The sequence below is a fragment of the Paenibacillus sp. FSL R5-0912 genome, from assembly GCF_000758605.1.
Lineage (GTDB): Bacteria > Bacillota > Bacilli > Paenibacillales > Paenibacillaceae > Paenibacillus_AQ.
On record NZ_CP009282.1, the window covers coordinates 7,118,512 to 7,144,330 of the forward strand.

Annotated in this window: 16 protein-coding genes; 2 read left to right on the forward strand and 14 right to left on the reverse strand. The window is 49.8% G+C overall.

Annotated elements, in window-relative coordinates:
• Positions 1-23: 23 nt before the first annotated feature.
• On the reverse strand, positions 24-1,688 hold the full coding sequence (locus tag R50912_RS30255) for a GspE/PulE family protein (protein ID WP_042240190.1): 1,665 nt from the start codon (positions 1,686-1,688) through the stop codon (positions 24-26).
• 366 nt (positions 1,689-2,054) lie between these two features.
• On the opposite strand from R50912_RS30255, the gene R50912_RS30260 reads away from it, so the two are divergent.
• The gene (locus tag R50912_RS30260; protein WP_042240191.1) at positions 2,055-6,749 is read left to right on the forward strand and encodes a collagen-binding domain-containing protein; all 4,695 of its coding nucleotides are present in this window, start codon (positions 2,055-2,057) and stop codon (positions 6,747-6,749) included.
• Between the two features lie 96 nt (positions 6,750-6,845).
• On the opposite strand, the gene R50912_RS30265 is transcribed toward R50912_RS30260, so the two are convergent.
• Genes R50912_RS30265 through R50912_RS30275 form a run of 3 tightly spaced genes read right to left on the reverse strand, consistent with a single transcriptional unit; the run spans position 6,846 to position 9,769 of the window.
• Positions 6,846-8,618: a hypothetical protein gene (locus R50912_RS30265; RefSeq protein WP_042240194.1), complete on the reverse strand. Its 1,773-nt coding sequence runs from the start codon at positions 8,616-8,618 to the stop codon at positions 6,846-6,848.
• Positions 8,619-8,631: 13 nt separating this feature from the next.
• Entirely contained in the window at positions 8,632-9,180 is a 549-nt protein-coding gene (locus tag R50912_RS33700) for a type II secretion system protein (protein ID WP_052416765.1), read from the reverse strand.
• Entirely contained in the window at positions 9,164-9,769 is a 606-nt protein-coding gene (locus R50912_RS30275; protein ID WP_042240198.1) for a type IV pilus modification PilV family protein, read from the reverse strand. Before R50912_RS30275 ends, R50912_RS33700 begins: the two co-directional genes overlap by 17 nt.
• A 206-nt stretch (positions 9,770-9,975) precedes the next feature.
• Here R50912_RS30275 and R50912_RS30280 point away from each other — a divergent pair, with 206 nt between their 5' ends.
• Complete coding sequence (locus R50912_RS30280) at positions 9,976-10,779, forward strand: alpha/beta hydrolase (protein WP_042240201.1); 804 nt, start codon at positions 9,976-9,978, stop codon at positions 10,777-10,779.
• A 234-nt stretch (positions 10,780-11,013) separates the two neighbouring features.
• Here R50912_RS30280 and argH read toward each other — a convergent pair whose 3' ends face one another.
• The 10 genes from argH to secA form a co-directional block, all read right to left on the reverse strand.
• On the reverse strand, positions 11,014-12,429 hold the full coding sequence (argH, locus tag R50912_RS30285; RefSeq protein WP_042240205.1) for an argininosuccinate lyase: 1,416 nt from the start codon (positions 12,427-12,429) through the stop codon (positions 11,014-11,016).
• 138 nt (positions 12,430-12,567) lie between these two features.
• Positions 12,568-13,803 carry an argininosuccinate synthase gene (locus R50912_RS30290; protein ID WP_039302739.1) on the reverse strand — a complete coding sequence of 412 codons (1,236 nt, stop codon included), beginning with the start codon at positions 13,801-13,803 and terminating at the stop codon, positions 12,568-12,570.
• Positions 13,804-14,508: 705 nt separating this feature from the next.
• Positions 14,509-15,477 carry an ornithine carbamoyltransferase gene (gene argF / locus R50912_RS30295; protein WP_042140216.1) on the reverse strand — a complete coding sequence of 323 codons (969 nt, stop codon included), beginning with the start codon at positions 15,475-15,477 and terminating at the stop codon, positions 14,509-14,511.
• On the reverse strand, positions 15,474-16,766 hold the full coding sequence (locus tag R50912_RS30300; RefSeq protein WP_231637736.1) for an aspartate aminotransferase family protein: 1,293 nt from the start codon (positions 16,764-16,766) through the stop codon (positions 15,474-15,476). Before R50912_RS30300 ends, argF begins: the two co-directional genes overlap by 4 nt.
• A gap of 151 nt (positions 16,767-16,917) precedes the next feature.
• Positions 16,918-17,733, reverse strand: coding sequence for an acetylglutamate kinase (gene argB / locus R50912_RS30305; protein WP_042240208.1), 816 nt, complete (start codon positions 17,731-17,733; stop codon positions 16,918-16,920).
• Positions 17,734-17,843: 110 nt separating this feature from the next.
• Positions 17,844-19,076 (reverse strand): bifunctional ornithine acetyltransferase/N-acetylglutamate synthase, encoded by a 1,233-nt coding sequence (gene argJ / locus R50912_RS30310; RefSeq protein ID WP_042243645.1) that lies wholly within the window; start codon positions 19,074-19,076, stop codon positions 17,844-17,846.
• Between the two features lie 22 nt (positions 19,077-19,098).
• Complete coding sequence (gene argC / locus R50912_RS30315; protein WP_042240212.1) at positions 19,099-20,154, reverse strand: N-acetyl-gamma-glutamyl-phosphate reductase; 1,056 nt, start codon at positions 20,152-20,154, stop codon at positions 19,099-19,101.
• Between the two features lie 183 nt (positions 20,155-20,337).
• The gene (locus tag R50912_RS30320) at positions 20,338-21,222 is read right to left on the reverse strand and encodes a YitT family protein (protein WP_042240214.1); all 885 of its coding nucleotides are present in this window, start codon (positions 21,220-21,222) and stop codon (positions 20,338-20,340) included.
• A 105-nt stretch (positions 21,223-21,327) separates the two neighbouring features.
• Positions 21,328-22,441, reverse strand: a protein-coding gene (gene prfB / locus R50912_RS30325; protein WP_156123417.1) for a peptide chain release factor 2 whose coding sequence is annotated in 2 segments (ribosomal slippage) — positions 21,328-22,368 and positions 22,370-22,441 — 1,113 coding nt in all. Because the reading frame shifts where the segments join, the coding sequence is not laid out codon by codon here.
• A 571-nt stretch (positions 22,442-23,012) separates the two neighbouring features.
• Complete coding sequence (gene secA / locus R50912_RS30330) at positions 23,013-25,517, reverse strand: preprotein translocase subunit SecA (RefSeq protein ID WP_042240217.1); 2,505 nt, start codon at positions 25,515-25,517, stop codon at positions 23,013-23,015.
• Between the last annotated feature and the right edge of the window lie 302 nt (positions 25,518-25,819).

Here is a 25,819-nt window from a genome sequence, read left to right on the forward strand (position 1 = left end):
TTGTCAGCTTACTTAAGACTTGTTTACTGCGATACCGTCTCCCGCAGAACCTCTTGGAGCGTCGTGGTTCCCTGCGTAACCTTGAGGAAGCCGTCTTCCATTAGCTGTACAAGCCCGCGCTCGCGCGCGGCAACTTTCAGTTCATCGACGGATGCCAGATCCGTAATCAATTGCCGCATATGGTCATCGATAGTTAACACCTCGTGAATGGCAATACGTCCACGGTAACCTGTAGTGCTACAGCTGCCGCAGCCCCGTCCGCGATGGAGAACGTCTGCTGGCAGACTGTATTTCCGCAGCATGATCGCTTCCTGCTCAGACGGCTTGTACTTTTCTTTACAGTCCGGGCATATTTTACGCACAAGCCGCTGGGCAACTACCCCTATCAGGGAAGAAGCAATAAGATAAGGCTCAACTCCCATATCCCTGAGGCGCGATATAGTGCTGATAGCATCATTGGTATGCAGCGTCGACAGGACAAGATGACCCGTTAAGGAGGCTCTGACTGCAATCTCCGCCGTTTCTGTATCGCGGATCTCCCCTACCATTACGATATTCGGATCCTGCCGGAGAATCGAACGCAGTCCTGCTGCGAAGGTAAGGCCAACAGCAGCATTCACATGCACTTGATTGACTCCTTCGAGCTGATACTCTACCGGATCTTCAACCGTTATAATATTTGTGCTCTCCACATTTAATTGGTTCAATGCCGAGTACAAGGTTGTCGTTTTGCCGCTCCCTGTTGGCCCAGTAATCAACAAAATCCCGTACGGTCTGGCAATCATTTCTCTAAAAGTAGCAGCATTCGACTCACTGAAGCCAAGACTGTCCACTGATTTCACGCCTGTGCTGAGATCCAGCAGCCGGAGTACAATTTTCTCCCCGTGCATTGTCGGCAGTGAAGATACGCGGATATCAACCATTTTGTAATCAAATTGCATCTTGATACGCCCGTCCTGCGGAAGCCTGCGCTCCGCAATGTTAAGCTTCGCCATGATCTTCAGTCTGGCTGTAATAAAGCCCTGCATCTGTTTGGGAATCACACGTTCCGTACGCAGCGTGCCGTCAATCCGGTAACGGATAGACAGGTTATTCTCACCCGGGTCTACATGGATATCGGATGCCCGCAAGGCCACTGCCTGCTGAATCATCTGATTGACCAGCCGGACTATAGGCGAATCTTCATCGGTAATCTCCGTCTCTTCAATTTCTTCCTGGGTGGGCAGTTCAACCATCATCTGGCTCATAGAATCACGCATGCCGTAATGCCGGGCAATCGCCCGCTGCAGCTCATCCCGGGTGGAGATCGCAGGTTCGATTCTGAACCCTGTACTCATCCGCAAATCCTCAATGGCGAAATAGTCCAACGGATCAGCCATAGCCACCATCAGCTTGCCGCCTTCCTTCATGAACGGGAGCACCTGATATCGTTTGGCCATACTCTCCGGAATAATCTGCGTAATGGCCGGGTCAATCTGATATTTGAACAAGCTTACATGAGGTATGCCAAGCTGGAATTCCAATACTTCAATTAGCTGCTGCTCGGTAATATAACCCTGCGAGATCAGCAGATCACCAAGCTTGCGTTTGGTTTTGCGCTGTTCGGCTAGAGCCTCGGTCAACTGCTCCTGCGAGATAATGCCGTTATCTACCAGCAAGTCTCCCAGTCTTTTTTTTATGATTGGCAAAGTTACTCATCTCCAGCTCTCACCCGTTTAATTTTTCTTACCGGTTAAAACTCTCATAATCTAGCAAAAAAAGGATTCGAAGCTACTATTCTTCTGGAAACTCATACCGATTTCCTATATGTAGTCCTTTGCGTGTTACAGAAATCATTTTCCCGGAAATTCGATGGTTTCCTAGTTCTAATTACTTAAATTTGAGGTAAATTTTTCATATATTATGATTGCCTATAGAGGTAAATTGTCCTAGAATGATATATAGCATATAACCGTTATTTTTACAATTAGGATTTCCAATACTTGGTCAATTTTAGCGAAAGTTTCGATAAATCTACCAATCGATTATTAATATCTTTACGGGGGAGATGCTAGATGAAATTATTCCGGCGGAGAACATGGTTTCTAGTTTCCGGGGCTACATTTGCGGCTATATTAATTGCTTTGTTTGTCCATTCTTTTGTTCTTTCAGTCAATGCAGTAGTAGATAGTTCGTATACCATCCGTATTCTTGAGATCACTGATCCAAACAGCACTGCAAGCTTGGCACTGGATGCCAATGATAAATACCCCAAGAGTGAACTCGATGGTCTTCAGGGATTAGCCAACGTCAAGATTGATACAATGACTATGAAACGCTTCGTATCCCTGCGTGATAACTGGGACGGCAAATACGATGCTGTCTATATCGGTAAAGGGGCATTCAACAAGACAATGATTAATAGTACAGGATCCACTTCCGAAGCTGATCGCAAGATTGCCCATAATACCACTGCGGTCGAGAATGATATTACCCTCCTCAAAGCTAAAGAGATCACCGACTACTATATCAGCAAAGGCCTGAATGTCTTCCTTCGCGAGGAGACCTTCAGCCAACAGACTACAAGCAACACTCAGGGTGTCCTGTATGCAACGTTCAATCCCTACCGCACAGCTACTCGCTCCAATGTAATTTTCCTGAAGAACCTGAACGAACTCAACACACTTACGGCTGCGATAAAGGATGGCAGTTGGTCTAACCTATCCACTCTTGAGCAGCGCCCTAGACTAACCATTACCAACAAACCTGATAATTACAGCGAGGGTTCTGCTACCGTATATAAGTCCGGAGACACACTGGTCTTCCCCATCAAGATCGATAACATCTCAGACCCCAAAACATCAGTGCGGGTCAAATTATATATGAATGTGGACTCTTCTCTGCCCGTAACTGAAGATACGGTAGTTGCTACCAAAGAAATCACTTCTCCAACAGATACATTGAGCTATACGCTGCCGTCTACTTTCTCAGGGCCGTTGTATTGGAGAATGGAAATCAGCACAATTGCCGGACTGAAAGACTTTGATACAGGGAACATCTTTTATAAGGGTATAAAGCCCGTCATCAAAGTACTTCAGATTATGCCTTCGGGCAAGACAGACAGCAACCTGTTGAATTCAAACAATATGCAGACTTCATATTTGTCCAGCGATAATTACGAGTTGCAGATCACTCCAAAGGACATGAGCTGGTTCAACACCTATATTACCGACCATGCCAGTACAAGTGATACAACTTCAGGCCTGAACGGAAAATTTGACATGGTGGTCTTCGGTTTCCAGGATATGTACGACCGTGTCAGTACGCCAATGCTCTCCAAGGCAGCTGCAGAGGCGGTTAAAGCTTTTGCTAAAGAGACCGGACAGAGTCTGATGCTTACACATGACACTATCTTCCGTGAGGTAACGGCTCCTTACCAAGAGAGTACCAATAATTATAACTATTGGAGCCCTTACTTCCACGATATGGTTGGTCAAGCTTTGCCCCGGACTTATCTGGGCGGAAACGCGGTGAATCCGTCTACCAAGGTAGTTTCGGTCAACCAAGGGCTTCTGACGCAATACCCGTTTAACCTTGATACAACCGGTATGACCGCGAACCGGTATTCAGTGGCTACGACCCATGACCAGTTCTTCCCGCTGAACCTGGAGCGGGCCGATGTTATTCCCTGGTATAATATTTCGGGTTCCAGCCGTGACACGGACGACAGCTATAACCATTTTTACACCTATTCAGTTGGCAATATTACATTCTCGGGTACCGGCCACACGAACACAAGGTTTCCCGAGTGGGAGCAGAAGTTATTCGTCAATACCATGTATCGTGCGTTCACCGGCGCCAATCACGCGCCTGATATTACCGTCTATACTCCGCAGGACATGAGTACCAAGCCAACGTACCAAGACAAATTGACTGTTAGCTATGCCGCTACTGATTTTGATTTCAAGGACAAGGAACTGATCACAGCAATACAGATTAATAAGCTAACCGACAAGGGAACATACGTAAAGGTCGATGAAATGCTTGAGAAGACTGTCCGTTCGGGTGAAACAGTAACTCAAATCTTCAATAATCCTCTGCATGAGGATGGCAAGCTGCAGATTCAGATTACTGCAAAGGACAAGCAAGGTGCCCTTGCTACGAAACTTATCACCCTTAATGTCAAAAAGGTAGATTCCAATCTGTCTATCAGCCGCACTCTCTCTTCTGATACAGTGGAAAGAGGACAGCCTCTTACCATTACGTATAGTGTAAAACCTAACCCTATTCCGGTTAATACCGTAGACGCAGGCGACAAAGGTGTTACACAGTTAGTGATCTCAGACATTCAGTATTCAGAGGTATTCCCGGCATATCTGAAATTCAATGATTTGGAGGCTGAAGGCCTCACCCATAGCGGGAATGATGCATCAGGCTACACGATCACCAAAAATCTCGGTAATCTCACTTATCATTTGTCAGAGGATGGTCTGACTTATGTGCCTGATGTAACTACAGGGATCAGCTTCACCGTTACTACAGTACCTACTGAGAAGATACATTATCTGCTTGATAACTCTAATTTGAGCTTTGAGGATCTGCATTCTCTGCCGGCTGCTACAGCAACTGCCAGTGCTACTGTCAGCCCTATTGCTACTGCCAGTGCTGCAACAGCTCCTGCAACAGCTTCACCTACAGTTGCTGCTACTGCTACCCCAGCACCAGTAAGTTCATCAAAGATATTCAGTTCGATAAGTAGTATTAGTAGTGAATTCAATGCATTTGTTCTTGGTAATGTTTATCTTAGGAGTACCAATACGGATGGACGTATCGCTGCGGCTGGAGACGTAGAATTCACCAGCTACAGTCTTTATGGGAATGGAGGTACCCTCAGTAATTCATTGGTAGTGGGAGGGAATTTCATCTTTAACGGAGGCAATGGAGCTACAGTTAATGGTAATGTGGCTTATGGAGGCAACTCGACAGTCACTGTTAACAATTCAGTCACCGGTTCATTGACTAAAGCTACTCCTATTAATTTTGAAGAAACCGAAAAATATCTTTTAGCACAATCTACTGATTTCACTTCATTAACTGCAAATGGCACTGTAGGCACCGATCTTAGTTTTGTCGGAACCGATGCTTTACAAAATGTGTTTAACGTTACAGCCAGCACGCTGAATAACGTCAAAATCAATGCACCACAAAGCTCAACGGTTGTCATTAATGTCTTAGGACAAATCATAAACATCAGTGGCGGATTCGATTTAACAAATATACAAAATAACCATATTATTATGAACTTTCCTCAGGCTACATCTCTTACTATTAACGGTGTAGCAGTAAAAGCAACGGTACTTGCTCCTTTAGCCAACGTTCAATTCGATAATGGCCAAATGCTGGGCACACTTATTGCGAAATCACTGCGAACAGATAACGGCGGTTATCTTAAGTTGGGGGTATTTAACGGTACATTGCAGCCTGTAACAGTAGCTACACCAACGCCAGTCATAACACCTGCGCCAACTGCAACACCAGAACCGACCGCGGAACCGACACCGAGTCCTACCCCGGCCCCGGTTCTGGCTAGAGTGACAATGAAATTTGATGCTCTGAGTTTTGATGCAATTGTTAAATTAACCGGTGTTACTTTGAGTGATGCCACCATTCGAGTTAACACCAGCCTGAACATGCTGCCTCAGGCTAATATTACTCCCTTGGACGTAAGTAATCCTACCTATACATGGGTTTCAGACAATCCTTCCGTGGCAACAATCACGCAAGAAGGAATAGTCACAGGATTAGCACAGGGTGAAGCCTCTATTACACTTACAGTTAGAGATATTGTTGGAACTGCCTTCTCAGCTACAGCTAAGGTTGAAGTCATAACACCGGCACTTAATATCTCTGGTCCATCAACGGGGATTGTTGGCATACCGAACGAATACCATGCCACTTATAATACCGTAAATGATACTATCAAGGGTTATGAATGGTCGATTAAGCCCGACAGTAATACGGCAGGTGCAGTACTGGATTTTGATTCCACCAAATCACTTAATGATTATGCAACCTTAGTAGCTTCCCAATCCGGTCAAGTCGTACTAATTGCAGTCGCCAAAACCGAAGCTTTCCCAAATGGTTCTGCACCTAGAGAAGTTACGGTTACCTTCACCAATCCAGTCCAAGAGTTTGTCATTGAAGGACCACCTTCAGTGAAGGTTAACGATACAATCTCACTAACGATTAGGGTCATTAGACCATTGCCTTACGATCCGGCCGAATATGCTTGGAGCTTTGTAGGCGACGGTCGCACATACGCAACATTCACGAATGAACCGGACAGCAGTAGTCATATTAAACTGACTGGCCTAAAGATTACAGATATCAACCAGCCGGTGGTTGTGAAGGCCTCCTTGAAGGGAGCACCAGCAGAACAACCCGTCGAAGCAATATTCAATGTAACTGTGGGAACCCGCTTGACTGACCTGAAGTTAATTGAATCCATCGATATTGGTGTGGGAAAAGAAAACTCCCGTGACCTGTGTGATTCCAAGTACCTTACGTTGTACCCGGAGGATATAGAGTTGAAGGACGTAATAGACAAGTTGGAATGGAGCAGCAGCAACCCGGCAGTGGTAGCAGTGTCTTCTGACGGCAAAATTACAGGCTTGATTAAAGGATCTGCAAAAGTTACGGTCATATTCAAAGATGATCCTTCAATCAAATCTTCAGTCATGGTCAACGTACTTAACGAAGACCGTTACTAATTTAACAGCTCCATGAAGAAACCCCGGCCAGCATCCAGTGGATGTGAACCGGGGTTTCTCATGGTTATAACTTCTTTTGATAATCAACCTAATTTTCTATTTCAGTTTAAGTTCCTCCACACTGATATTGATCGATTGAACACGGGGCAATCCCGCTTTTTGGTCGGCGAATACCTTATTGTTATAGGAAGCATTAAATCGAATCTGGCTATCATTCTGAATAACCAAGAAGTTCCCATCCTCATCTGTCGCACTGCCACGTACCGCGTTAATCGTCAAGTCTCCTTTGGCAAAAAATCCTCCACTTAAAGAAAAGACAGAACCTACACCATACAGCAAAGCATCTGAATCGGTATAAAAGAAGGCCTCCAATGGCTTAGCCGATGCAGCATCGGTGAAGGCTGCCAAACGGTTAATTAGAATAGGGCCCTGCGAAATTAGAACCAGTTCTTTATCGTTCATCCCCTGAATTGAAGCATCCTCTACAAGAGTGGTGTACTCCTTATCACTGCCTGTCAACTGTGACTGCTGCAAAGCGAAGATTGTGGAATCGAATTCAACCTTGCCTCTAATCTCTACTTTTCCCGTGACGAGGATATTCGCTTGTACTTGCACAGGAGTAGAACGTCCAGAATTGTCAATCTTCAGATTTCCGTCAATGATGTACCAGTTTTTATCCTTATTGGCATATTGAATTCCCTCAAGCTCAATACCGTCCAAGGTTAAATCACCTTCGTAAACAAGAGATCTGCTAGGTTTGGTTAGTTGTTTCACTATTTCATCATAGGACTTTTGGGCTTTCAGGCCAATTTCTGTAGTATCAGCCGGATCAGGCTTTGGAGGTAGGACCTCCGGATGATCAAATATTGTATCATAGGTTCCAATAAGATATTCGGCTAAAGTTCCTTTCTCCACATTGTTGAGAATTTCCGAGCGTATGGCAAGACCACCCATTGCCTCTGCAACCTTATCTGTAAAAGAGGAAATAACATTCACTTCTACAAAGCTGCGGTGATTCTTGATCTTCACATTATCTGATTTAATCTTCCCCGTCATATCAGTAGTTGAGGTTATTTTATCTGCAGTAAGGTTGCCCAAAATCTGATCCTGATATATTAGCTTCTGTAGTGATTGTACATGCGCCTCTCCTTCAAGCTGAAAAAGCTTGGAATAAAACGTATGGTCTACTCCTTTATATCTGTAATTAGCAGTATCACTGATTGTTAAAGTGTCCCCTGCGTATATATTGCCCTTAATATATGGAGAACCATTTATAGTCAGGTTATGCTCAGAACCCAGTGTGTAGTTGAGAAAATCGGGAAAAGTATCAATAACAACTACCTGTGATAAATTTCGGACAACCCCATTAATCTCTGCCTGGGAGTTCAAAGTCAGGCGATAGCTGACAGGCATACCACTCGTCGGATCTTTTTTCGTCTCGTAGTCTATACTGGTAATTTTGCCTGATGCCTTCCTTCCATCTGCCTGTAATAAATCAGTGCTGGCGAGCAGAATATTCTGATCATCATATAGATTCCTCAAAAAAAGATCAATTGCATTATCCAGATCTGACTGGCTAACCACAATGCTAGCTTGGATGGTCTGATTCAGCCGAGCCGTAATATAGGCCACCGCCTCATCCAGCGTCTTCTCCGCCAAATGCAGACTTTGCACATCATTCTTACGCGTCTCTGTACGCTGTGCGCCTCCAACTGCTGCAGTAAGTACACTCAATCCCAAGATCGTAAGAAGCAGAACAATAAACATAACCAGCACTAGGGCAGAACCACGTTCCTCCCGGAAGCGCCTGGCGAATTCCTTCAGTTCTTTAAGTCTCATATGACGCTGTGACGGTCCAGCTCCACGCATGGGCAGCATCCTCCTAGAATCCAAATTTACTCTTCATTTCCATGGTGTAGTCCCTGCCGTCATACTCCTGTGCCAATTGGAGTGTAATCTCAATCAGTCCGCTGCCACACGGAGAAGCGCTTGTACAGAACCTGCCGTCAGGCGTTGCAGAGGAAATGAGTGAACCGGTCAGATCTGATTTAACTGACGTCCGGGAGTCATTGGAAGGCTCCTCTGTTTCGGTGCCAATAACCAGCTTCCCTTGAGTGAAAGCTATCTTGACCACCTCAAAGCTAGGATCTGTATCGCTTTTCTTCTTTTTTAGAAGAATTCCATCGTTGGTGTTCGTTCTCTCTACCCGCTCCGGGGCAAATGTATATAATTCATTTATAATTGAAGACATAATAATATCCGCTTCATCTCTGAGAGAATTTTCGATTGTTATTTTATGATAGCTGCGGAATCCAAGCATAGTGACCATAGAAATGATGCCCACAATCATTGAAAATAAGGTTATGGCGGCAATAAGCTCAATTAGCGTGAAGCCCTGCTGTGACTTTAGCCGGTCAACGTATTTTTTCATCGGTAATATAACCCTCCACCACCGTGCTGACTGTATTCGCATTGGGACCGCCCGGTCCAGTAACTTTTACTTGTACCGGAATCAGATAAGGGGCCATTTCTTGTTTGCGGGTGTCTATGGCATCCTTCCCTCCACTGCTGCTCTTTCCCGCCAGCATATCCTCATGCAGCTTTGCCTGATAAGTTATATTTACCTCATATTGGATATTGTTGATAAAAGGATTCAGCACTTCAGGCAGCACCCCCGAATTGATAAACCCCGCATTATTATATAAACAAGAAGCATCTTTACACTGCTCTGCTTCAATAACAGGGTGTACAGCACTTTGGCTAGTTTCTTTTACATTAAAGTATTGGCCCATAGCCTCAAAATCCTGCTTCTCCATATAAAAGAGCGCATTACGCGCCAGATTGACCATGATCGTCTTATTCTGGTTCGATTTCGAATAGGACAGCGCGTTGGTGAAGTAGGAGGTTAGCACCAGAGAAACTATCGACAAAATCACGATGGCTGCCAGCACCTCAATCAGCGTAAATCCCTCTTCCTTGCCCCGCTCACGGTTTCGGTTCCACTTGTCTCTCCAAGACATCCTGTTCGCTCCCTATGCTCTATTGGATTCAATCATCGGTCTTGAGTCCTGCACCCTTCTCCGTCTCTCTGAATCTTTCTACCTACTTCCATTATATTCTTTCAACTCCGGCACCAGCAATGCTTGCAAGGAATAAATCTAGAGATTTCTACAATTTATATCGTTTAGCGGCTGTGCTATTATTTGGGCTGAAAGGGGATATGCAAATGGCTTTAATCGAATGCAAGTTTTATTCGGAAGTGCTGGGGCTGAACACCTCGATGACCGTGATTCTGCCGCAGCAGACTACTACACAGATCGGAATGAGTAATGTGTCACGGGGGAACCTTCACCCTACGCTTTACTTGCTGCACGGCTTGTCCGATGATGATTCGATCTGGCTGCGCCGGACCTCGATAGAGCGTTATGTCGCGCAGATGGGCATTGCCGTTGTTATGCCTCAGGTCCACCGCAGCTTCTACACCGACATGGCGGCGGGCGGACAGTATTGGACATTTATCAGTGAGGAGCTGCCGGCGCTGGCCCGTTCGTTCTTCCCGTTGTCAGCGAAACGCGAGGATAACTTCGTGGCCGGACTGTCGATGGGCGGTTATGGAGCGATGAAGCTGGGACTGCGCAAGCCGGAGACCTTTGCCGCTGCCGCGAGTCTGTCCGGTGCCCTGGATATGGCCCATCATTTCATGAACTGGGAAGATAAATCGCAGAAGACGAAGGAGTATATGCAGATTTTTGGAGACAAGGACATTGCAGGCACGCCTGAAGACCTGCTGTGGCTGCTGAAGGAAGTGGACCGCTCCAAAGGGCCGAAGCCCCTTCTCTATCAGTGCTGCGGCACCGGGGATTTCCTCTATGAGGACAATCAGACTTTCCGTAAGGCCTGCTCCAAGACCAAGCTGTCACTGACTTACGAGGAAGGGCCGGGCGAGCATGAATGGGGATATTGGGATACCAAGATCCGTGATGTACTGAACTGGCTGCCACTCGGCAAAGCAAAGTCCGCTGACTTGTAAGCGGGTACCCGCCACGCATGTGAATTATAACTTCATTTTCTGCAAAAAAAGACTGTCCTCCCGCATCCTATCGATGCGGTAGAGGACAGTCTTTTTGAAAAGATAAGAATTTATATGCTTTGCACAATAATGCTCCTTATCTTTCTCGCTGAAGCAATACCGTCCTTATTAAAGGACAGCACAGCCGTTTCCACTTGTTGATTCAGTTATATCCGCTGCCAGCTTAGCTGCTTCTTATTGTGCAGCATCCCCATGCTGCACAACCCATTCGTTAGCCGCCAGCAGAGCTGCCTCGGCCCGTTCAATCGCTGCTTGCACCTGAACAGTGGCTGTGCCGCCGTATACGTTACGGGCGTTCACAACAGCCTCCGGCTGCAGTACAGCGTAGATCTGGTCATCGAACAGCGGCGAGAACTGCTTGAATTCCTCCAGCGTCAGATCCAGCAGGAACTTGCCTTCGTTAATGCAGTACAATACGGTCTTGCCTATAACCTCATGCGCCTGGCGGAAAGGCAAACCCTTGCCCACCAGGAAGTCAGCGATATCGGTCGCGTTGGAGAAATCGGTATTTACGGCTTCGCGCATCCGCGCCTTGTTCACCTTCATCGTGGAGATCATCGGCGCGAACAGCTGCAATGCTCCTGTCAAGGTGGCTACAGTATCGAACATGCCTTCCTTGTCTTCCTGCATATCCTTGTTATAGGCCAGCGGCAGCGATTTGAGGACGGTCAGCAGCCCGATCAGGTTGCCGTAGACACGGCCTGTCTTGCCGCGTACAAGCTCCGGCACATCCGGGTTCTTCTTCTGCGGCATGATGCTGCTGCCGGTGCAGAAGGCATCGTCCAGCTCCACGAAGCTGAATTCCGTGCTGCTCCACAGCACCAGCTCTTCGCTGAGCCGGGACAGGTGAGTCATCACCAGCGCTGCATTGGCCAGGAACTCAACAATGAAATCACGGTCGCTGACAGCGTCCAGGCTGTTCTCATAGACGCTGTCGAAGCCCAGCTGCTCGGCCACGAAGTGGCGGTCAATCGGGAACGTTGTTCCCGCCAGCGCCCCTGCACCCAGCGGCAGCACGTTGATCCGCTTGTAGCTGTCGGTCAGGCGCTCCGCATCGCGGCGGAACATGGACACATAAGCCAGCAGATGATGCGCGAACAGAATTGGCTGAGCGCGCTGCAGATGGGTGTAGCCCGGTACAATGGTCTCCACATTGTCCTTGGCTTGCCCGATCAGCGCTTCCTGCAGCTCATGCAGGAGAGCCACCAGCTCTACTACGCGGTTACGCAAGTAGAGATGCATATCCGTCGCCACCTGATCGTTACGGCTGCGGCCAGTGTGTAGCTTACCGCCTACCGGGCCGATCTCCTCGATCAGATTCTTTTCAATATTCATATGAATATCTTCATCGGCTACGGAGAACACAATCTCTCCCGCACGCACCTTATCCAGTACCTTATTCAGTCCGTTCTTGATCGTCTCCACATCATCCTGCGGCAGAATCCCGCATTTGCCCAGCATCGTGACATGCGCCAGACTGCCCTGCACATCCTCTTCCGCAAGTGCCTTGTCGAATCCGATGGAAGCCGTATACTCCTCCACCAGCTTGTTCGTTCCTTTGGTAAAACGTCCGCCCCACAGCTTGCTCACCTGTTGTTTCCTCCTCGATTGACGTTAGAAGGGCCGCCCCTGTCCGGATGGGAGGAACGGCCTTCTTCTGTCCGCTTATATTGTGTGATGCTGTATACATTCTTATATTTTGAAAAACCGCTAAGCGGCTATATGCTGCTACTTGTTGGACTCTGCTACGCCGGCCGATACCTTCAGGCGCAGAGCATTCAGACGGATAAAGCCAGTTGCATCTCCCTGGTCATATGCCTGTGTAGGATCTGCTTCCATAGTAGCGATATCCGGGTTGTACAGGCTGACCGGACTCTTCACACCGGCTCCGATGATGTTGCCCTTGTACAGCTTGACGCGTACAGTACCGGTTACGTTCTTCTGGCTTTCCTTCACCAGAGCCTGCAAGGCAAGCCGTTCAGGAGCAAACCAGAAGCCGTTGTACACAAGCGTGCTGTAACGGGTGATCAGACTGTCGCGCAGATTCATGACTTCACGGTCCATGGTGATCGACTCCATTTTGCGGTGAGCGGTGAACAGGATCGTTCCGCCCGGTGTTTCGTACACGCCGCGGCTCTTCATGCCGACGAAACGATTCTCCACCATATCCACACGTCCGATGCCATGCTTACCGCCAAGCTCATTCAGCTTCTCCATGACTTGCAGCGGGGATAACGGTTCGCCGTTCAGCGCTACGCAATCGCCCTTCAGGAAGTCCAGCTCCAGATATTCCGCTTCATCCGGAGCATCCTCCGGCGCATTCGACAGCAGGAACATTTCTTTGTTCTCCGGTGCGCTTGGATCAAACCAAGGATCCTCCAGCACGCCGCTCTCATAGCTGATATGTAACAGGTTGCGGTCCATCGAGTACGGCTTGGCTGCTGATGCTTGCACCGGAATGCCATTGGCTTCAGCATAAGCGATCATTTCCGCACGTCCCGGGAACTGGTTGCGGAACTCTTCCAGACGCCAAGGTGCAATTACTTTGATGCTTGGTGACAAGGCAGCGGCGTTTAATTCGAAACGCACCTGGTCATTCCCTTTACCGGTTGCCCCGTGAGCAATGGCAGTTGCGCCTTCGGCGATGGCGATGTCCACCATCCGCTTAGCGATCAGCGGACGGGCAATGCTTGTACCCAGCAGGTATTGGCCTTCATAAAGCGCACCCGACTGGAACATCGGGTAGATGAAATCATTCGCGAATTCGTCGCGCAGATCATCAATGTAGACTTTGGAGGCGCCGGTCGCCAGCGCTTTTTCCTCCAGGCCGTCCAGCTCTTCCTTTTGGCCGATATCGGCTGTAAAAGCAATAATCTCCGCGTCATACGTTTCTTTCAGCCATTTCAGAATGACTGAGGTATCCAATCCGCCGGAATAGGCGAGTACGATTTTTTCTTTTGCCATGGGGGTTTAACTTCCTTTCGTTGTGGGGGAGGTTATAAGATCAACTGCAATCTCATAATCGGGTTTTGGACGTCACTGCAGAGAATATTTGGACTTCCGGCCGCTGTTGTCTCCAGATATCTTTGAATATACCGCTGTAGCGGACAATATCCGGAGACAAAGGCGGACGCTAACGCTCCTACAGTTCCAAAATTCCCTTTCGATCCTTCTACCCCTCTTATTTCAATCCAGTTCATCTTATATAGGTTTGTATATAAGATAAGATCCAAACAGGCTTACCCCTGTTTTACTCTACGATTCAAACAACTAACAGGACTTATATAGGCTTAGTACAATGTCAGATTTAAACTAGTGAAAACTACTTTGGTAAATCGCTTGCTGAGGGTTTGCAGTAACCCGATTACGGTGTATATGCAGGTTTAATTGTACTTTATACAACTAAATCGTCTGATTTTCAACCGATTACCCATTTAGTTGTATTTCATACAATTATAATGCCCGTTGCACGCGGTTTTCACCTATTCGGGCAGATTTAGTTGTACAGACTACAGTTATAAGAGGCAAGCCTCCCTTTTCGCTGTTTTTAATTGCACAGTATACAACTATCACTGAATTTCACTTGGAACTGAATACATTCATTGCTCTGAATACATCCATTGCTTCCTTGTTGTATTAAATCAATTCTTTAGTTCTGGTTGTACTAGGTTAGCCCATCAAAGCAGCCATAAGCGCCTTCTGCGCATGCAGGCGGTTCTCCGCCTGATCGAAGATGACGGAGTTCGGTCCGTCAATGACACCGGTGCTGACCTCTTCCTCACGGTGGGCCGGCAGGCAGTGCAGGAACAGATAGTCGCTTTTGGCACCCTTCACGAGTTCCTCATTGACCTGATAATCCTTGAACGCCGCTTCACGCGCCAGCTGTTCAGCCTCAAAGCCCATGCTCGCCCATACATCCGTATAGATCACATCAGCGTCCTGTACCGCCTCCTGCGGGCTGCGGGTAACGGTGATGACCGAACCTGTCTCCTTAGCGATCTCGCGCGCCTCGGCCACTACAGCTGCGTCAGGCTCATATCCTTCCGGTCCGGCGATCGAGACATGTACACCCAGCTTGGCACCGCCGATCAGCAGGGAATGCGCCATGTTGTTGCCGTCGCCGATATATGCCAGCTTCAAGCCCTTCAGCTTGCCCTTGTGCTCGTATACAGTCTGGTAATCCGCCAGAACCTGGCACGGATGCGCCAGATCGCTCAGGCCGTTGATAACCGGAACAGATGCATAACGGGCCAATTCTTCCACTTTATCATGGCCGAAGGTACGGATCATGATACCGTCCAGATAACGCGACATCACCTGCGCCGTATCACCAACCGTCTCACCGCGGCCGAGCTGGATATCATTTTTGCTGAGGAACAGCGCATGGCCGCCCAGCTGATACATCCCCACTTCAAACGACACACGTGTACGGGTAGAAGATTTCTCAAAAATAAGCCCGATCGTCTTGCCCAGCAGCGGCTGGTAGACTTCACCGTTCTTAGCTTTGCGTTTCAGCTCAATCGCCAAATCAATCAAATACGTGATTTCCTCCGGGCTATAATCATTCAGCTCCAGAAGGTCACGTCCTTTGAGCTGTGCGGCAATAGCCTCTGTAACACCCGTTGTTCCCTGACTCATGAATCTGCCTCCCCGTTTGCTCTATTAGCATAAGTATGAATTAGTTCCGAAAGGATGTCCACCGCCTGGTCGATCTCCTCGCGGGTTACGTATAAATTAGGCAGCAGGCGAACGACATTTGGTCCGGCTTGGACGAACAGCAATCCGCGCTGCTGTCCCGCCAGCACAATCTCGGCCACAGGCTCTGCACATTCAATTCCGATCAGCAGGCCTTTGCCGCGGATATCCTTCACGAAGGTTGTGTCCGCCAGCTTCTCTCTGAGCAAGCCGGTCAGATAATCGCCCATCTCAGCAGCACGCTGCGCCAGCCCGTCTTCCAGCATCGTCTCAATCGTCGCTTCCATGACCGCCGCGGCCAGCGGTGTGCCGCCGAAGGTAGTCGCATGACTGCCCGGGCTGAATGCTTCACGCAGATATCCCTTGCCCAGCATAACACCGGCAGGGAAACCGCTGGCCACGCCTTTGGCCAAGGTGAAGATATCCGGCTCAATGCCATAATGCTGATGGGCGAACAGCTTGCCTGTACGGCCCATGCCAGTCTGCACTTCGTCCACGATGAGCAGCAGTCCATGCTCCTTGCACAGCGCGACTACAGCATCCAGGAAATCCTGCTGCACCTCAATAACGCCGCCCTCGGCCAGCACCATCTCCAGCATGATCGCTGCCGTATGCTCCGTGATTGCAGCCTTCAGCGCCTCCAGATCATGGAGAGGCACAGTCTTGAAGCCTGCCGGAAGCGGAAGGAAGCCTTCTTTTACCTTCGCCTGACCTGTAGCTGTTAACGTAGCCAGCGTGCGTCCGTGGAAGGACTGCTCGAATGTAATTACTTCGTAGCGGTCCGCACCCTTCACCTTCTGATGATACCGGCGCGCCAGCTTAATCGCTGCTTCATTCGCTTCCGCTCCGCTGTTACAGAAGAACACCTGATCCGCACAGCTGTTAGCGGTAAGCAGCGCAGCAACCCTGTCCTGGCCCGGAATGTGAAATAGGTTCGAGACATGCCACAGCGTATCAATCTGTTCCTTCAGCTTCGCGCCGACCTTCTCCGGAGCATGGCCCAGGCTGGTTACAGCGAGTCCGCACATGAAATCCAGGTATTTGTTGCCCTGATCATCCCACACCCAGCTGCCCTTGCCCTTGACTAGACTAATATCATATCTGGCGTACGACGGGAATACCGCACTCAGCTTGGCAGGAGCAGTAGCGGCCCCCTGTTCCTTCGTTTCCACAGAACGTTCCTGCGGCGCCCCCGTCAAAGAATCCTTGCCCAACTGTGTAAGCTCACTCATTCTCAGTCACTCTCCCACCATGCTGCTGCCGGATTACCGTCAGCGCCTCTAATTTACTTTCTGCTCTACCAAGTACCTATCAGCCAGATGCCAATCAATTCAACATTGCACTATCTATCCCACTCTAGCAGTTTAGCTGCTAACTGCATAATTATCGGACAATCCGCGTCCCCAGCTCTTCACCCTGCAGCACCCGGCTGAGCACATTCGGCTCTTTGCCGTCGACAATGACAACCTCGGACACCTTGCCCTGAATGCAGTCCATCGCAGCACGCACTTTGGGAATCATTCCGCCGTAGATTTCACCATCCGCAATCAGCGCCTCAATCTGCGCCACCGTCACGGACGGAAGCACAACCTTCTCTCCGTCCAGCTCACGCATAATTCCCGGTACATCCGTAACCACGATCATCGTAGGCGATCCCACAAAAGATGCCACCGCTCCGGCAGCTGTGTCCGCATTAATGTTGTAACGTTGACCCCCGCCATCTACACCGATAGGTGCGATTACCGGGATGTAACCCATCGCGAGGATACCCGTCACAATCTCCGCTCTGACCTCGGTTACTTCGCCCACCATACCCAATACATCGCTGTTCGCAACCGGACGCGCCATAATCAGGTTGCCGTCAACGCCGGATAATCCGAGCGCCTGCCCGCCGATGGCTTGAATCCGGCGGACAATCGCCTTATTAATGCTTCCGGCCAGCGTCATCTCTACCACATCGAGCACTTCTTCCGTCGTCACCCGCAGGCCGTTCACGAAGCTGCTCTCAATGCCGAGCTTCTCCAGATTCCCCGAGATCGCCGGACCGCCGCCGTGAACAATGACAGGCTGAACCCCGCTTCGCTGCAGCTCCCTCAAATCCTCAAAGAACGAATCCGGCAGCGCAGCCAGCGTACTCCCGCCGCATTTCATCACGAACAGGCCTCTGCCCGGCTGCTTCTCTATAGGTTCTAACGTCATCTCTCAGTTACCTCCCTATAAGCTGAACTCAAGATACTAACTTAAAGCTCAGTCGTCACTACAGTGAATATCTGGACTTCCGGCCGCTGCCCTCCGCCAACCAGCGCAGATCAGGTTCGGTACGCGGCATTAATACGCACATAATCATAAGTGAGATCGCAGCCCCAGGCCGTGGCACTTCCGCTTCCGTCTGACAAGGTTACCGTAATCAGCACCGTATCACTCTTTTGCAGATAATAGAGAGCCTGCTCTTCGTCAAAAGCCACCGGACGAGACTGCCGCAGCACCTCTATATCTCCCAGCTTAATATCTACCTGCTCCGGAGATACCGGAACTCCCGCGCGGCCTACAGCAGCGATAATCCGTCCCCAGTTGGCATCCGCACCGAAGATCGCAGATTTCACCAGACTCGATCCGACTACAGTTTTGGCAATAGCAGCAGCACCTTCATCATGCACTGCACCATTCACCTGCACTTCGATCAGCTTCGTGGCACCTTCCCCGTCACGGGCAATCGCCATCGCCAGACTTCGGCATACATGCGTGAACGCTGCGGCAAAAGCCTCCCAATCCGGATGCAGACGCGTCAGCTTCTCATTTCCCGCCAGGCCGCTCGCCATAGTGACCAGCATATCATTCGTGCTAGTATCTCCATCCACTGTAATCATATTAAAAGTAGAGTTGGTCGCACTGCGCAGCAAGCTGAGCAGATCCTCGGCATCAATGACAGCATCTGTTGTCATAAAGCCCAGCATCGTCGCCATATTGGGGTGAATCATGCCCGAACCCTTAGCGGCTCCGGCAATAACTACCTCTGTACCGCCCACCGTCAGCTTTACGCAGCTTTCTTTTTTGACCAGGTCCGTTGTCAGAATCGCCTGGCTGAACTCCTCCGCACCGGCAGCTCCGCCGTCCAGCTTCTCCGGCAGTCCGGCAATCCCACTGCGCACACAGTCCATCTTCAGCAGCTCCCCGATTACCCCGGTCGAGGCTACCGCAACATCCAGCTCGTTCACGCCCAAATAACGGGCAGCCGCAGCGCGCATCTCATACGCATCCGCTTCACCCTGGTCACCTGTGCAGGCATTGGCATTCCCGCTGTTCACGATTACCGCCTGCAGTGTCCCGTTCGCCAGACTCTCCCGTGTTACCTTCAGCGGAGCCGCCTGAAATACATTCGTGGTAAAAACCGCAGCAGCCGTCGCCGGAACCTCGCAGAGAATAGCTCCAAGGTCGTTACGTTCGGTTTTTTTGAGACCGCAATGCAGCCCTCCTGAAGTGAAGCCCTTAGGTGTAGTAATACTTCCGCCTTCCACGACGGTATATAGTCTGTTCTCGCTCATGTTATAGTTTGACCGCTGCACTTTATGGATACACTGGTGTGTAGCCAAGACCGCGGGTTTCCTCCCATCCCATCATCAAATTCAGGTTCTGAATCGCCTGTCCTGCAGCGCCTTTAACGATATTGTCGATGACCGACACAATGGTGACCCGTCCGGTACGTGCGTCTGTCGCGAAGCCGATGTCGCAATAGTTCGATCCGCTGACTTCCTTCGTCGCCGGAACCACTCCGGGCTCGCGCACGCGCACATACGGTCTGCCTGCATAATACCTACGGTATAAATCTACTAGTTCCTGTTCACTATGTTCGCCAATCAGTCCGGCATACATCGTGCTCATAATCCCCCGGGTCATCGGCACAAGATGCGTAGTGAAGGTTACCGTTACTTTTTCTCCTGCGATATCGGTAAGCACCTGCTCAATTTCCGGGATATGCTGATGTTTGTTGATTTTGTAGGCTTTGAAGTTCTCATTGATCTCGGCAAAATGAACCATAAGGCTCGTTCCCCGCCCTGCCCCGGACACCCCGGATTTCGCATCAATAATGATGCTGTCCGGCTTGATCCAGCCTGCCTCAAGCGCCGGAACCAGTCCCAGCAGCGTAGCTGTGGGATAACAGCCGGGATTAGAAATGAAGTCCACACCGGCGGCACGCTCACCGTATACCTCGCATAACCCGTACACCGCCTGCTGCAGATACGCTTCCGGCGGAGCGGGATGCTTATACCACTGCTCATACTCCGCGCCGTCCTTCAGCCGGAAATCGCCCGACAGGTCAACGACCTTGAGGCCGGCTTCGAGCAGCTGGGGCACCAGCTTCGCGCTCACTCCAGAAGGCGTAGCTGTGAATACGACATCCGCCCTGCCGGCAATCTCTGCCGCATCCACACCATCCAGATTGCGCTGCACAATTCCCGTCAGATGCGGGAAGCCTTCCTCCATCGGCGCACCGGCGCTCGAAGAAGATATTACTGAAGTAATCTCTATATCAGGGTGGCTCTGCAGCAGCCTGATCAGCTCTACGCCCCCATATCCCGTTGATCCGACAATCGCCGCTCTCAGCTTGCCTGTCACTGTCATCCCCGCTTCCCGTTTCTGCTTTATATCATTATTACCTGTGAATAACCGTTCTGCAAATATGTATTATTATACGACCGAATTAATATAAATACAACACGTAACGTTAACTTTCTTCGGAGGTTCCCACTCGAAACGACCATGCCTTTTATCAAAAGAAAAGCGCAGAGCTCCCCTAAAGGGAGTCTACGCTTCTCTTTTGAAACCTTCGCCCAGCACTTCATGGGCCTCCGTAATAATTACAAACGCACCCGGGTCCACCGAGCGGACGATCGCCTTGAGCCTCGTAATTTCATTCTGGCCTACTACGGCCATCAGGACAGTACGATTGTCTCCGGTGTATCCGCCTTGCGCATTCAGCTTGGTCAGCCCGCGGTCCAGATCATTCAGAATCGCCTGCGAGATATCCTCTGTCTGATCGGAGATAATATACGCCACCTTCGTGGTGCTGAAGCCAACCTCCAGCGCATTGATTACCTTGCCCGTCACGAACAGTCCGATTAGTGCATACATTGCCTGCTCCATGCCCAGCACAAAAGCAGCCAGCGTAATCACCGTACCATCCAGCAGCACGACGGACAGCGAGAAGCTGAAGCCGGTAAGCTTTTGAATAATCTGCGCGAGTATGGTCAGTCCGCCTGTTGATCCGCGTCCGCGAAAGACCAGACCGAGGCCCAGCCCCACACCGATCCCTCCATAAATAGAGGCCAGGAGCGGATTTGTAGTCGGCACCGGACCATCCTTGGTCAGGAAGATAAACAGCGGCAGCACAAAACTCCCCAGCAGCGAGCGGATACCGTACTGTTTACCGAGGAATAGTACCCCGAGAATAAAGAGCGGAATATTAAGCGCCCACTGGGTAAAAGCCGGCTCCGCCCCAAACCAGGCCTCGGCAAGCACCGACAACCCCGATACCCCTCCGGAAGCAATCTGGTTCGGGAGAAAGAACAGGTTGAATGCCAGCCCCGTAATCAGCGAGCCGATCAGAATGAGCGCAATATCCACGGTATGACGCAGCGGCCCGTTTAGCGGAATGAGCGGAGGTTTGTTGCGTGAATTGATTTTTTGCATAGTTGCCTGTGCTCCTTAGAAGTGATGTTGCTGTATAGCAAATCCAGTCTGATCATCAGAAAAAAATCCCTACACCTCCGAAGACGCGTAGGAATATCCATGCCCTTATTCAGTTTCCGTCTTGATCTGACTGCGCAGATAGCCGTCAATGAAGCCATCCAGGTCGCCGTCCATCACCGCTCCGACGTTGCCGGTTTCTACAGAAGTACGGTGATCCTTCACCATGCTGTAGGGGTGGAACACATAGGAACGAATCTGGCTGCCCCAGGCAATCTCCGATTGTTCGCCGCGGATCTCATCGAGATGCGCCTGCTGCTCCTGGATTTTGCGCTCATAGAGCTTGGAACGCAGCATCTTCATTGCTTGTTCCCGGTTCTTGATCTGTGAACGTTCATTCTGGCACGTTACCACGACTCCGGTTGGCAAGTGGGTAATCCGCACCGCCGAGTCCGTAGTATTGATATGCTGACCACCCGCGCCGCTGGCCCGGTACGTATCGATCTTCAGATCCTCTGTACGGATATCTACTTCCACATCATCCGCAATCTCCGGTACCACATCGCAGGATACGAAGGAGGTATGCCGTCTGCCCGAAGAGTCAAAAGGCGAAATGCGCACCAGACGATGTACACCCTTCTCCGCCTTCAGGTATCCATATACATTGTAGCCCTTAATCAGCAGCGTTACACTCTTGATGCCCGCCTCATCGCCCGGCAAATAATCAAGCACGTCTACCTTGAAGCCCCGCTTCTCCGCCCATCGTGTATACATGCGCAGCAGCATTTGGCCCCAGTCCTGGGATTCTGTTCCGCCTGCTCCTGGATGCAGCTCAAGGATCGCGTTCAGCTTATCGTACGGCTGATTGAGCAGCAGCTGCAGCTCGAACTCATCTACTCTGCTGCTTACACTGCGAATCGTTCCGGCAATCTCAGACGCAAGCGCGTCATCGCCTTCTTCATCCGCCAGCTCCGCCATCATCGCCGCATCGTCATAATCCTGCTGCAGCTTATCGTATTGATCGACCACCGACTTCACGGCGTTCATCTCGCCAATAACGCTTTGCGCCTTCTCCGGCTCATCCCAGAACCCGGGCGCTGCCATCTTCTCTTCAAAGTTCGCTATCATCTCCAGCTTAAGGTCTAAGTCAAAGTGACCCCCTAAGATTGGTTAGTTTCTTGCCTATTTCACGCAGGTCCTGCTTCACATTAGGATCGATCACTTGGATCACATCACCTTTCAAAATAAAATATTGCGCCGGCCGCTGGGTTTGGAGGTTTTGCGGACAGGGGGAGATACAGCTTCTGCTCGCTGCATCATTGCTCTTAAGAAATGCCTATCGGTGTACGCCGTAACTGCGGGGAATGTTTGGACTTCCGGCCGCTGTTAGGATTGAATTTCCTCATCTAAACTGCTTATCGCAGTAGAAATTCAATCCTAAAGGCGGACGCTGACGCTCCTACAGTTCCAAACTTCCCCTCCGCCACTTCCACCTCAATTGCAGCTCTGCAGAGCCATTCCGTTCGCTTCGCTTGAAGCAATTACCCCATTCCTGCAAACATCCAAAAAAGCGGCCGGGCCGCAAACGGGGAGTCCCCCGGGCCCAGCCGCTTTTATTGTCATTATAACCTAAGAACTTATGAGCAAGACTATTCTGTGAAAAGTATTCGCAGCTTGATGCCTGCTCATTATTTCACGAGAAACTAGCAGAATCAGCCGTGCCGTTCCTTTTATAGATAGCGCCGTTCCAGCGAGAGTTCACTTAACCCTGCAGAGCCGCAACTCTGTTTCTCTTACGCCTGACCGTGACAGTTCTTATATTTCTTGCCGCTGCCGCAAGGGCATGGATCATTACGGCCGACTGTAGATTCCACATGCACCGGACGTTTCTCAGCAGGCTCAGCGTTCGTGGAGATCTTATCTTCTTCCACTACCGACTGACGCTCCTGATTCGCCTCGATGTGCGCCTTCATGATGTAGGTCGCCACTTCTTCCTGAATGTTCGCCGTCATGGCATTGAACATTTCGAAGCCTTCGAACTGATATTCGCGAAGCGGATCGGTACCGCCGTAAGCACGGAGGTGAATCCCTTGACGAAGCTGATCCATAGCATCGATATGATCCATCCATTTGCTGTCTACGGAACGAAGTACAATGACCTTCTCGAATTCACGTACCAGCTCAGCGCCGAGACGTTCTTCACGTGCAGCATATTTCTCAAGCACACGGGCGAAGATGAATTCGATGATTTCTTCTACTTCCTTGCCCCATAGATCATCACGGGTCAGGGAGTCTTCCTCCAGCAATTTGCTGTTCACATAATCCGCAACCTCTTGCAGCTCCCAGTTCTCCGGGATATCGTCACTGCAGTGGGCATTAACAATACGGTCAACAACCGGCTTGATCATTTCCACCACAACGTCTTTGATATTGTCAGACTCGAGAATTTCGCGGCGCTGCTTGTAGATAATCTCACGCTGCTGATTCATCACGTCATCATATTGCAATACGACTTTACGGATATCGAAGTTGTTGCCTTCCACCCGTTTCTGGGCAGATTCAACCGCTTTGGTAATCATACGGCTCTCAATCGGCTGATCCTCTTCGAATCCAAGACGGTCCATCATGTTCAGCACGTTGTCCGCGCCAAAACGTTTCATCAATTCATCCCCAAGCGACAGGTAGAACTGTGTGGAACCCGGGTCACCCTGACGTCCGGCACGTCCGCGCAGCTGGTTATCGATACGGCGTGATTCATGACGTTCTGTACCAATAATATGCAGACCGCCAAGATCGGTCACGCCTTCGCCCAATACGATATCCGTACCGCGTCCAGCCATATTCGTAGCAATTGTTACGGTTCCCGGCTGACCGGCATAAGAGATGATTTCAGCTTCTGCAGCATGATGCTTCGCGTTCAGCACCTGGTGTCTGACACCTTTGCGTTTCAGCATTTCAGATACGCGTTCGGAGTTCTCAATCGATACCGTACCTACAAGCACCGGCTGATTCTTTTTGTGGCGTTCCACAATTTCAGCGACTACAGCGTTGAACTTGCCATTCTCGCTTTTGTAGACCACGTCCGGCATATCGACACGCTGATTCGGTTTGTTGGTAGGTACCTGGAGGACTTCCAGACCGTAGATTTTCTTGAATTCCTCTTCTTCTGTCTTCGCAGTACCGGTCATTCCACCAAGCTTGCGGTACATACGGAAGTAGTTCTGGAAGGTGATTGTAGCCAGCGTCATGCTCTCATTCTGGACCTCAATCTCTTCCTTAGCTTCGATAGCCTGGTGCAGCCCATCGCTGTAACGGCGGCCCTGCATCAGACGTCCGGTGAACTCATCGACGATCATAACCTCGTCTTCGTTGACCACATAGTCGACATCCCGGCGCATAATTGCATTTGCCTTCAACGCTTGTACGATATGATGGTTCAGCGTAACGTGACTGTGATCATATAGATTCTCTATGCCAAAGGCACGTTCAGCTACAGCAACGCCCTTCTCGGTTAAAGCAACAGACTTCACCTTAATATCAACAGTGTAGTCTTCTTCGGCAGTCAGCTTCTTCACGAAACGGTCTGCTGCATAATACAGCTCTGTCGATTTCTCAGCTTGTCCGGAAATGATCAGAGGCGTACGGGCTTCATCGATGAGGATGGAATCGACTTCGTCAATAATACAGAAATACAGCGGACGCTGTACCATCTGTTCCTTATAGAGCACCATGTTGTCACGCAGATAGTCAAAACCAAACTCATTATTCGTGCCATACGTAATATCGCAGGCATACGCTGCTTGTTTATCATTATGGTCCATGCCGTTGAGGTTGACCCCAACCGTCATGCCCAGAAAGTTATAGATTTGCCCCATTTGTGCGCTGTCGCGCTGAGCCAGATAATCATTTACGGTTACGACATGCACGCCTTTGCCCAAGAGTGCATTCAGATATACCGGCAGTGTACCTACCAGCGTCTTGCCTTCCCCGGTCTTCATTTCGGAGATCCGGCCTTCATGCAGCGCCATACCCCCAACTAACTGAACGTCAAAATGCCGCATGCCCAGCGTCCGTTTGGAAGCTTCGCGTACGGTTGCAAATGCCTCGGGAAGAATCTCTTCCAAGGTTTCACCCTTCTCAAGACGGGCACGGAACTCTACCGTCTTAGCCTGCAGCTCTTCATCCGTAAGCGATACGAAATCCGGCTCCAAACCATTGATTACTTCGACCGTCTTCATGAGACGTTTGACATCACGTTCATTAACGTCGCCAAATATTTTTTTTACAAGTCCTAGCATGGTTAACCCCTTTCATGCAACACAGATGGTGGAACCGAGCCCATCCTCAACAAATTGAAAGGGCCATATATGATTTCGATTCCGCTGCTTCATAAATTGTAACAGTTTGTAAGAGAAGCCGCAATACAAGCTGCCGCAACCTTATTCTGCATAATGCCTTTTCATAGAAACAGATGAGGTATTCTTTCCTGTCCCTTCTGTATATACGCACAAGAGCCCTATTCGCTTGAAGCGAATAGGGGCTCGTCTAATTGTCCACGTCAGGCTGAAACGAAAGCCCTTCCTTATTCCAGCAATTTCCG

Bases quoted from the DNA above. Each gene is read 5' to 3' on its own strand.
- R50912_RS30260 (WP_042240191.1), top strand. From the start codon at position 2,055: ATGAAATTATTCCGGCGGAGAACATGGTTTCTAGTTTCCGGGGCTACA.
- R50912_RS30265 (WP_042240194.1), bottom strand. From the start codon at position 8,618: ATGCGTGGAGCTGGACCGTCACAGCGTCATATGAGACTTAAAGAACTG.
- R50912_RS33700 (WP_052416765.1), bottom strand. From the start codon at position 9,180: ATGAAAAAATACGTTGACCGGCTAAAGTCACAGCAGGGCTTCACGCTA.
- R50912_RS30275 (WP_042240198.1), bottom strand. From the start codon at position 9,769: ATGTCTTGGAGAGACAAGTGGAACCGAAACCGTGAGCGGGGCAAGGAA.
- R50912_RS30280 (WP_042240201.1), top strand. From the start codon at position 9,976: ATGGCTTTAATCGAATGCAAGTTTTATTCGGAAGTGCTGGGGCTGAAC.
- R50912_RS30290 (WP_039302739.1), bottom strand. From the start codon at position 13,803: ATGGCAAAAGAAAAAATCGTACTCGCCTATTCCGGCGGATTGGATACC.
- argF (WP_042140216.1), bottom strand. From the start codon at position 15,477: ATGAGTCAGGGAACAACGGGTGTTACAGAGGCTATTGCCGCACAGCTC.
- R50912_RS30300 (WP_231637736.1), bottom strand. From the start codon at position 16,766: ATGAGTGAGCTTACACAGTTGGGCAAGGATTCTTTGACGGGGGCGCCG.
- argB (WP_042240208.1), bottom strand. From the start codon at position 17,733: ATGACGTTAGAACCTATAGAGAAGCAGCCGGGCAGAGGCCTGTTCGTG.
- argJ (WP_042243645.1), bottom strand. From the start codon at position 19,076: ATGAGCGAGAACAGACTATATACCGTCGTGGAAGGCGGAAGTATTACT.
- argC (WP_042240212.1), bottom strand. From the start codon at position 20,154: ATGACAGTGACAGGCAAGCTGAGAGCGGCGATTGTCGGATCAACGGGA.
- R50912_RS30320 (WP_042240214.1), bottom strand. From the start codon at position 21,222: ATGCAAAAAATCAATTCACGCAACAAACCTCCGCTCATTCCGCTAAAC.
- secA (WP_042240217.1), bottom strand. From the start codon at position 25,517: ATGCTAGGACTTGTAAAAAAAATATTTGGCGACGTTAATGAACGTGAT.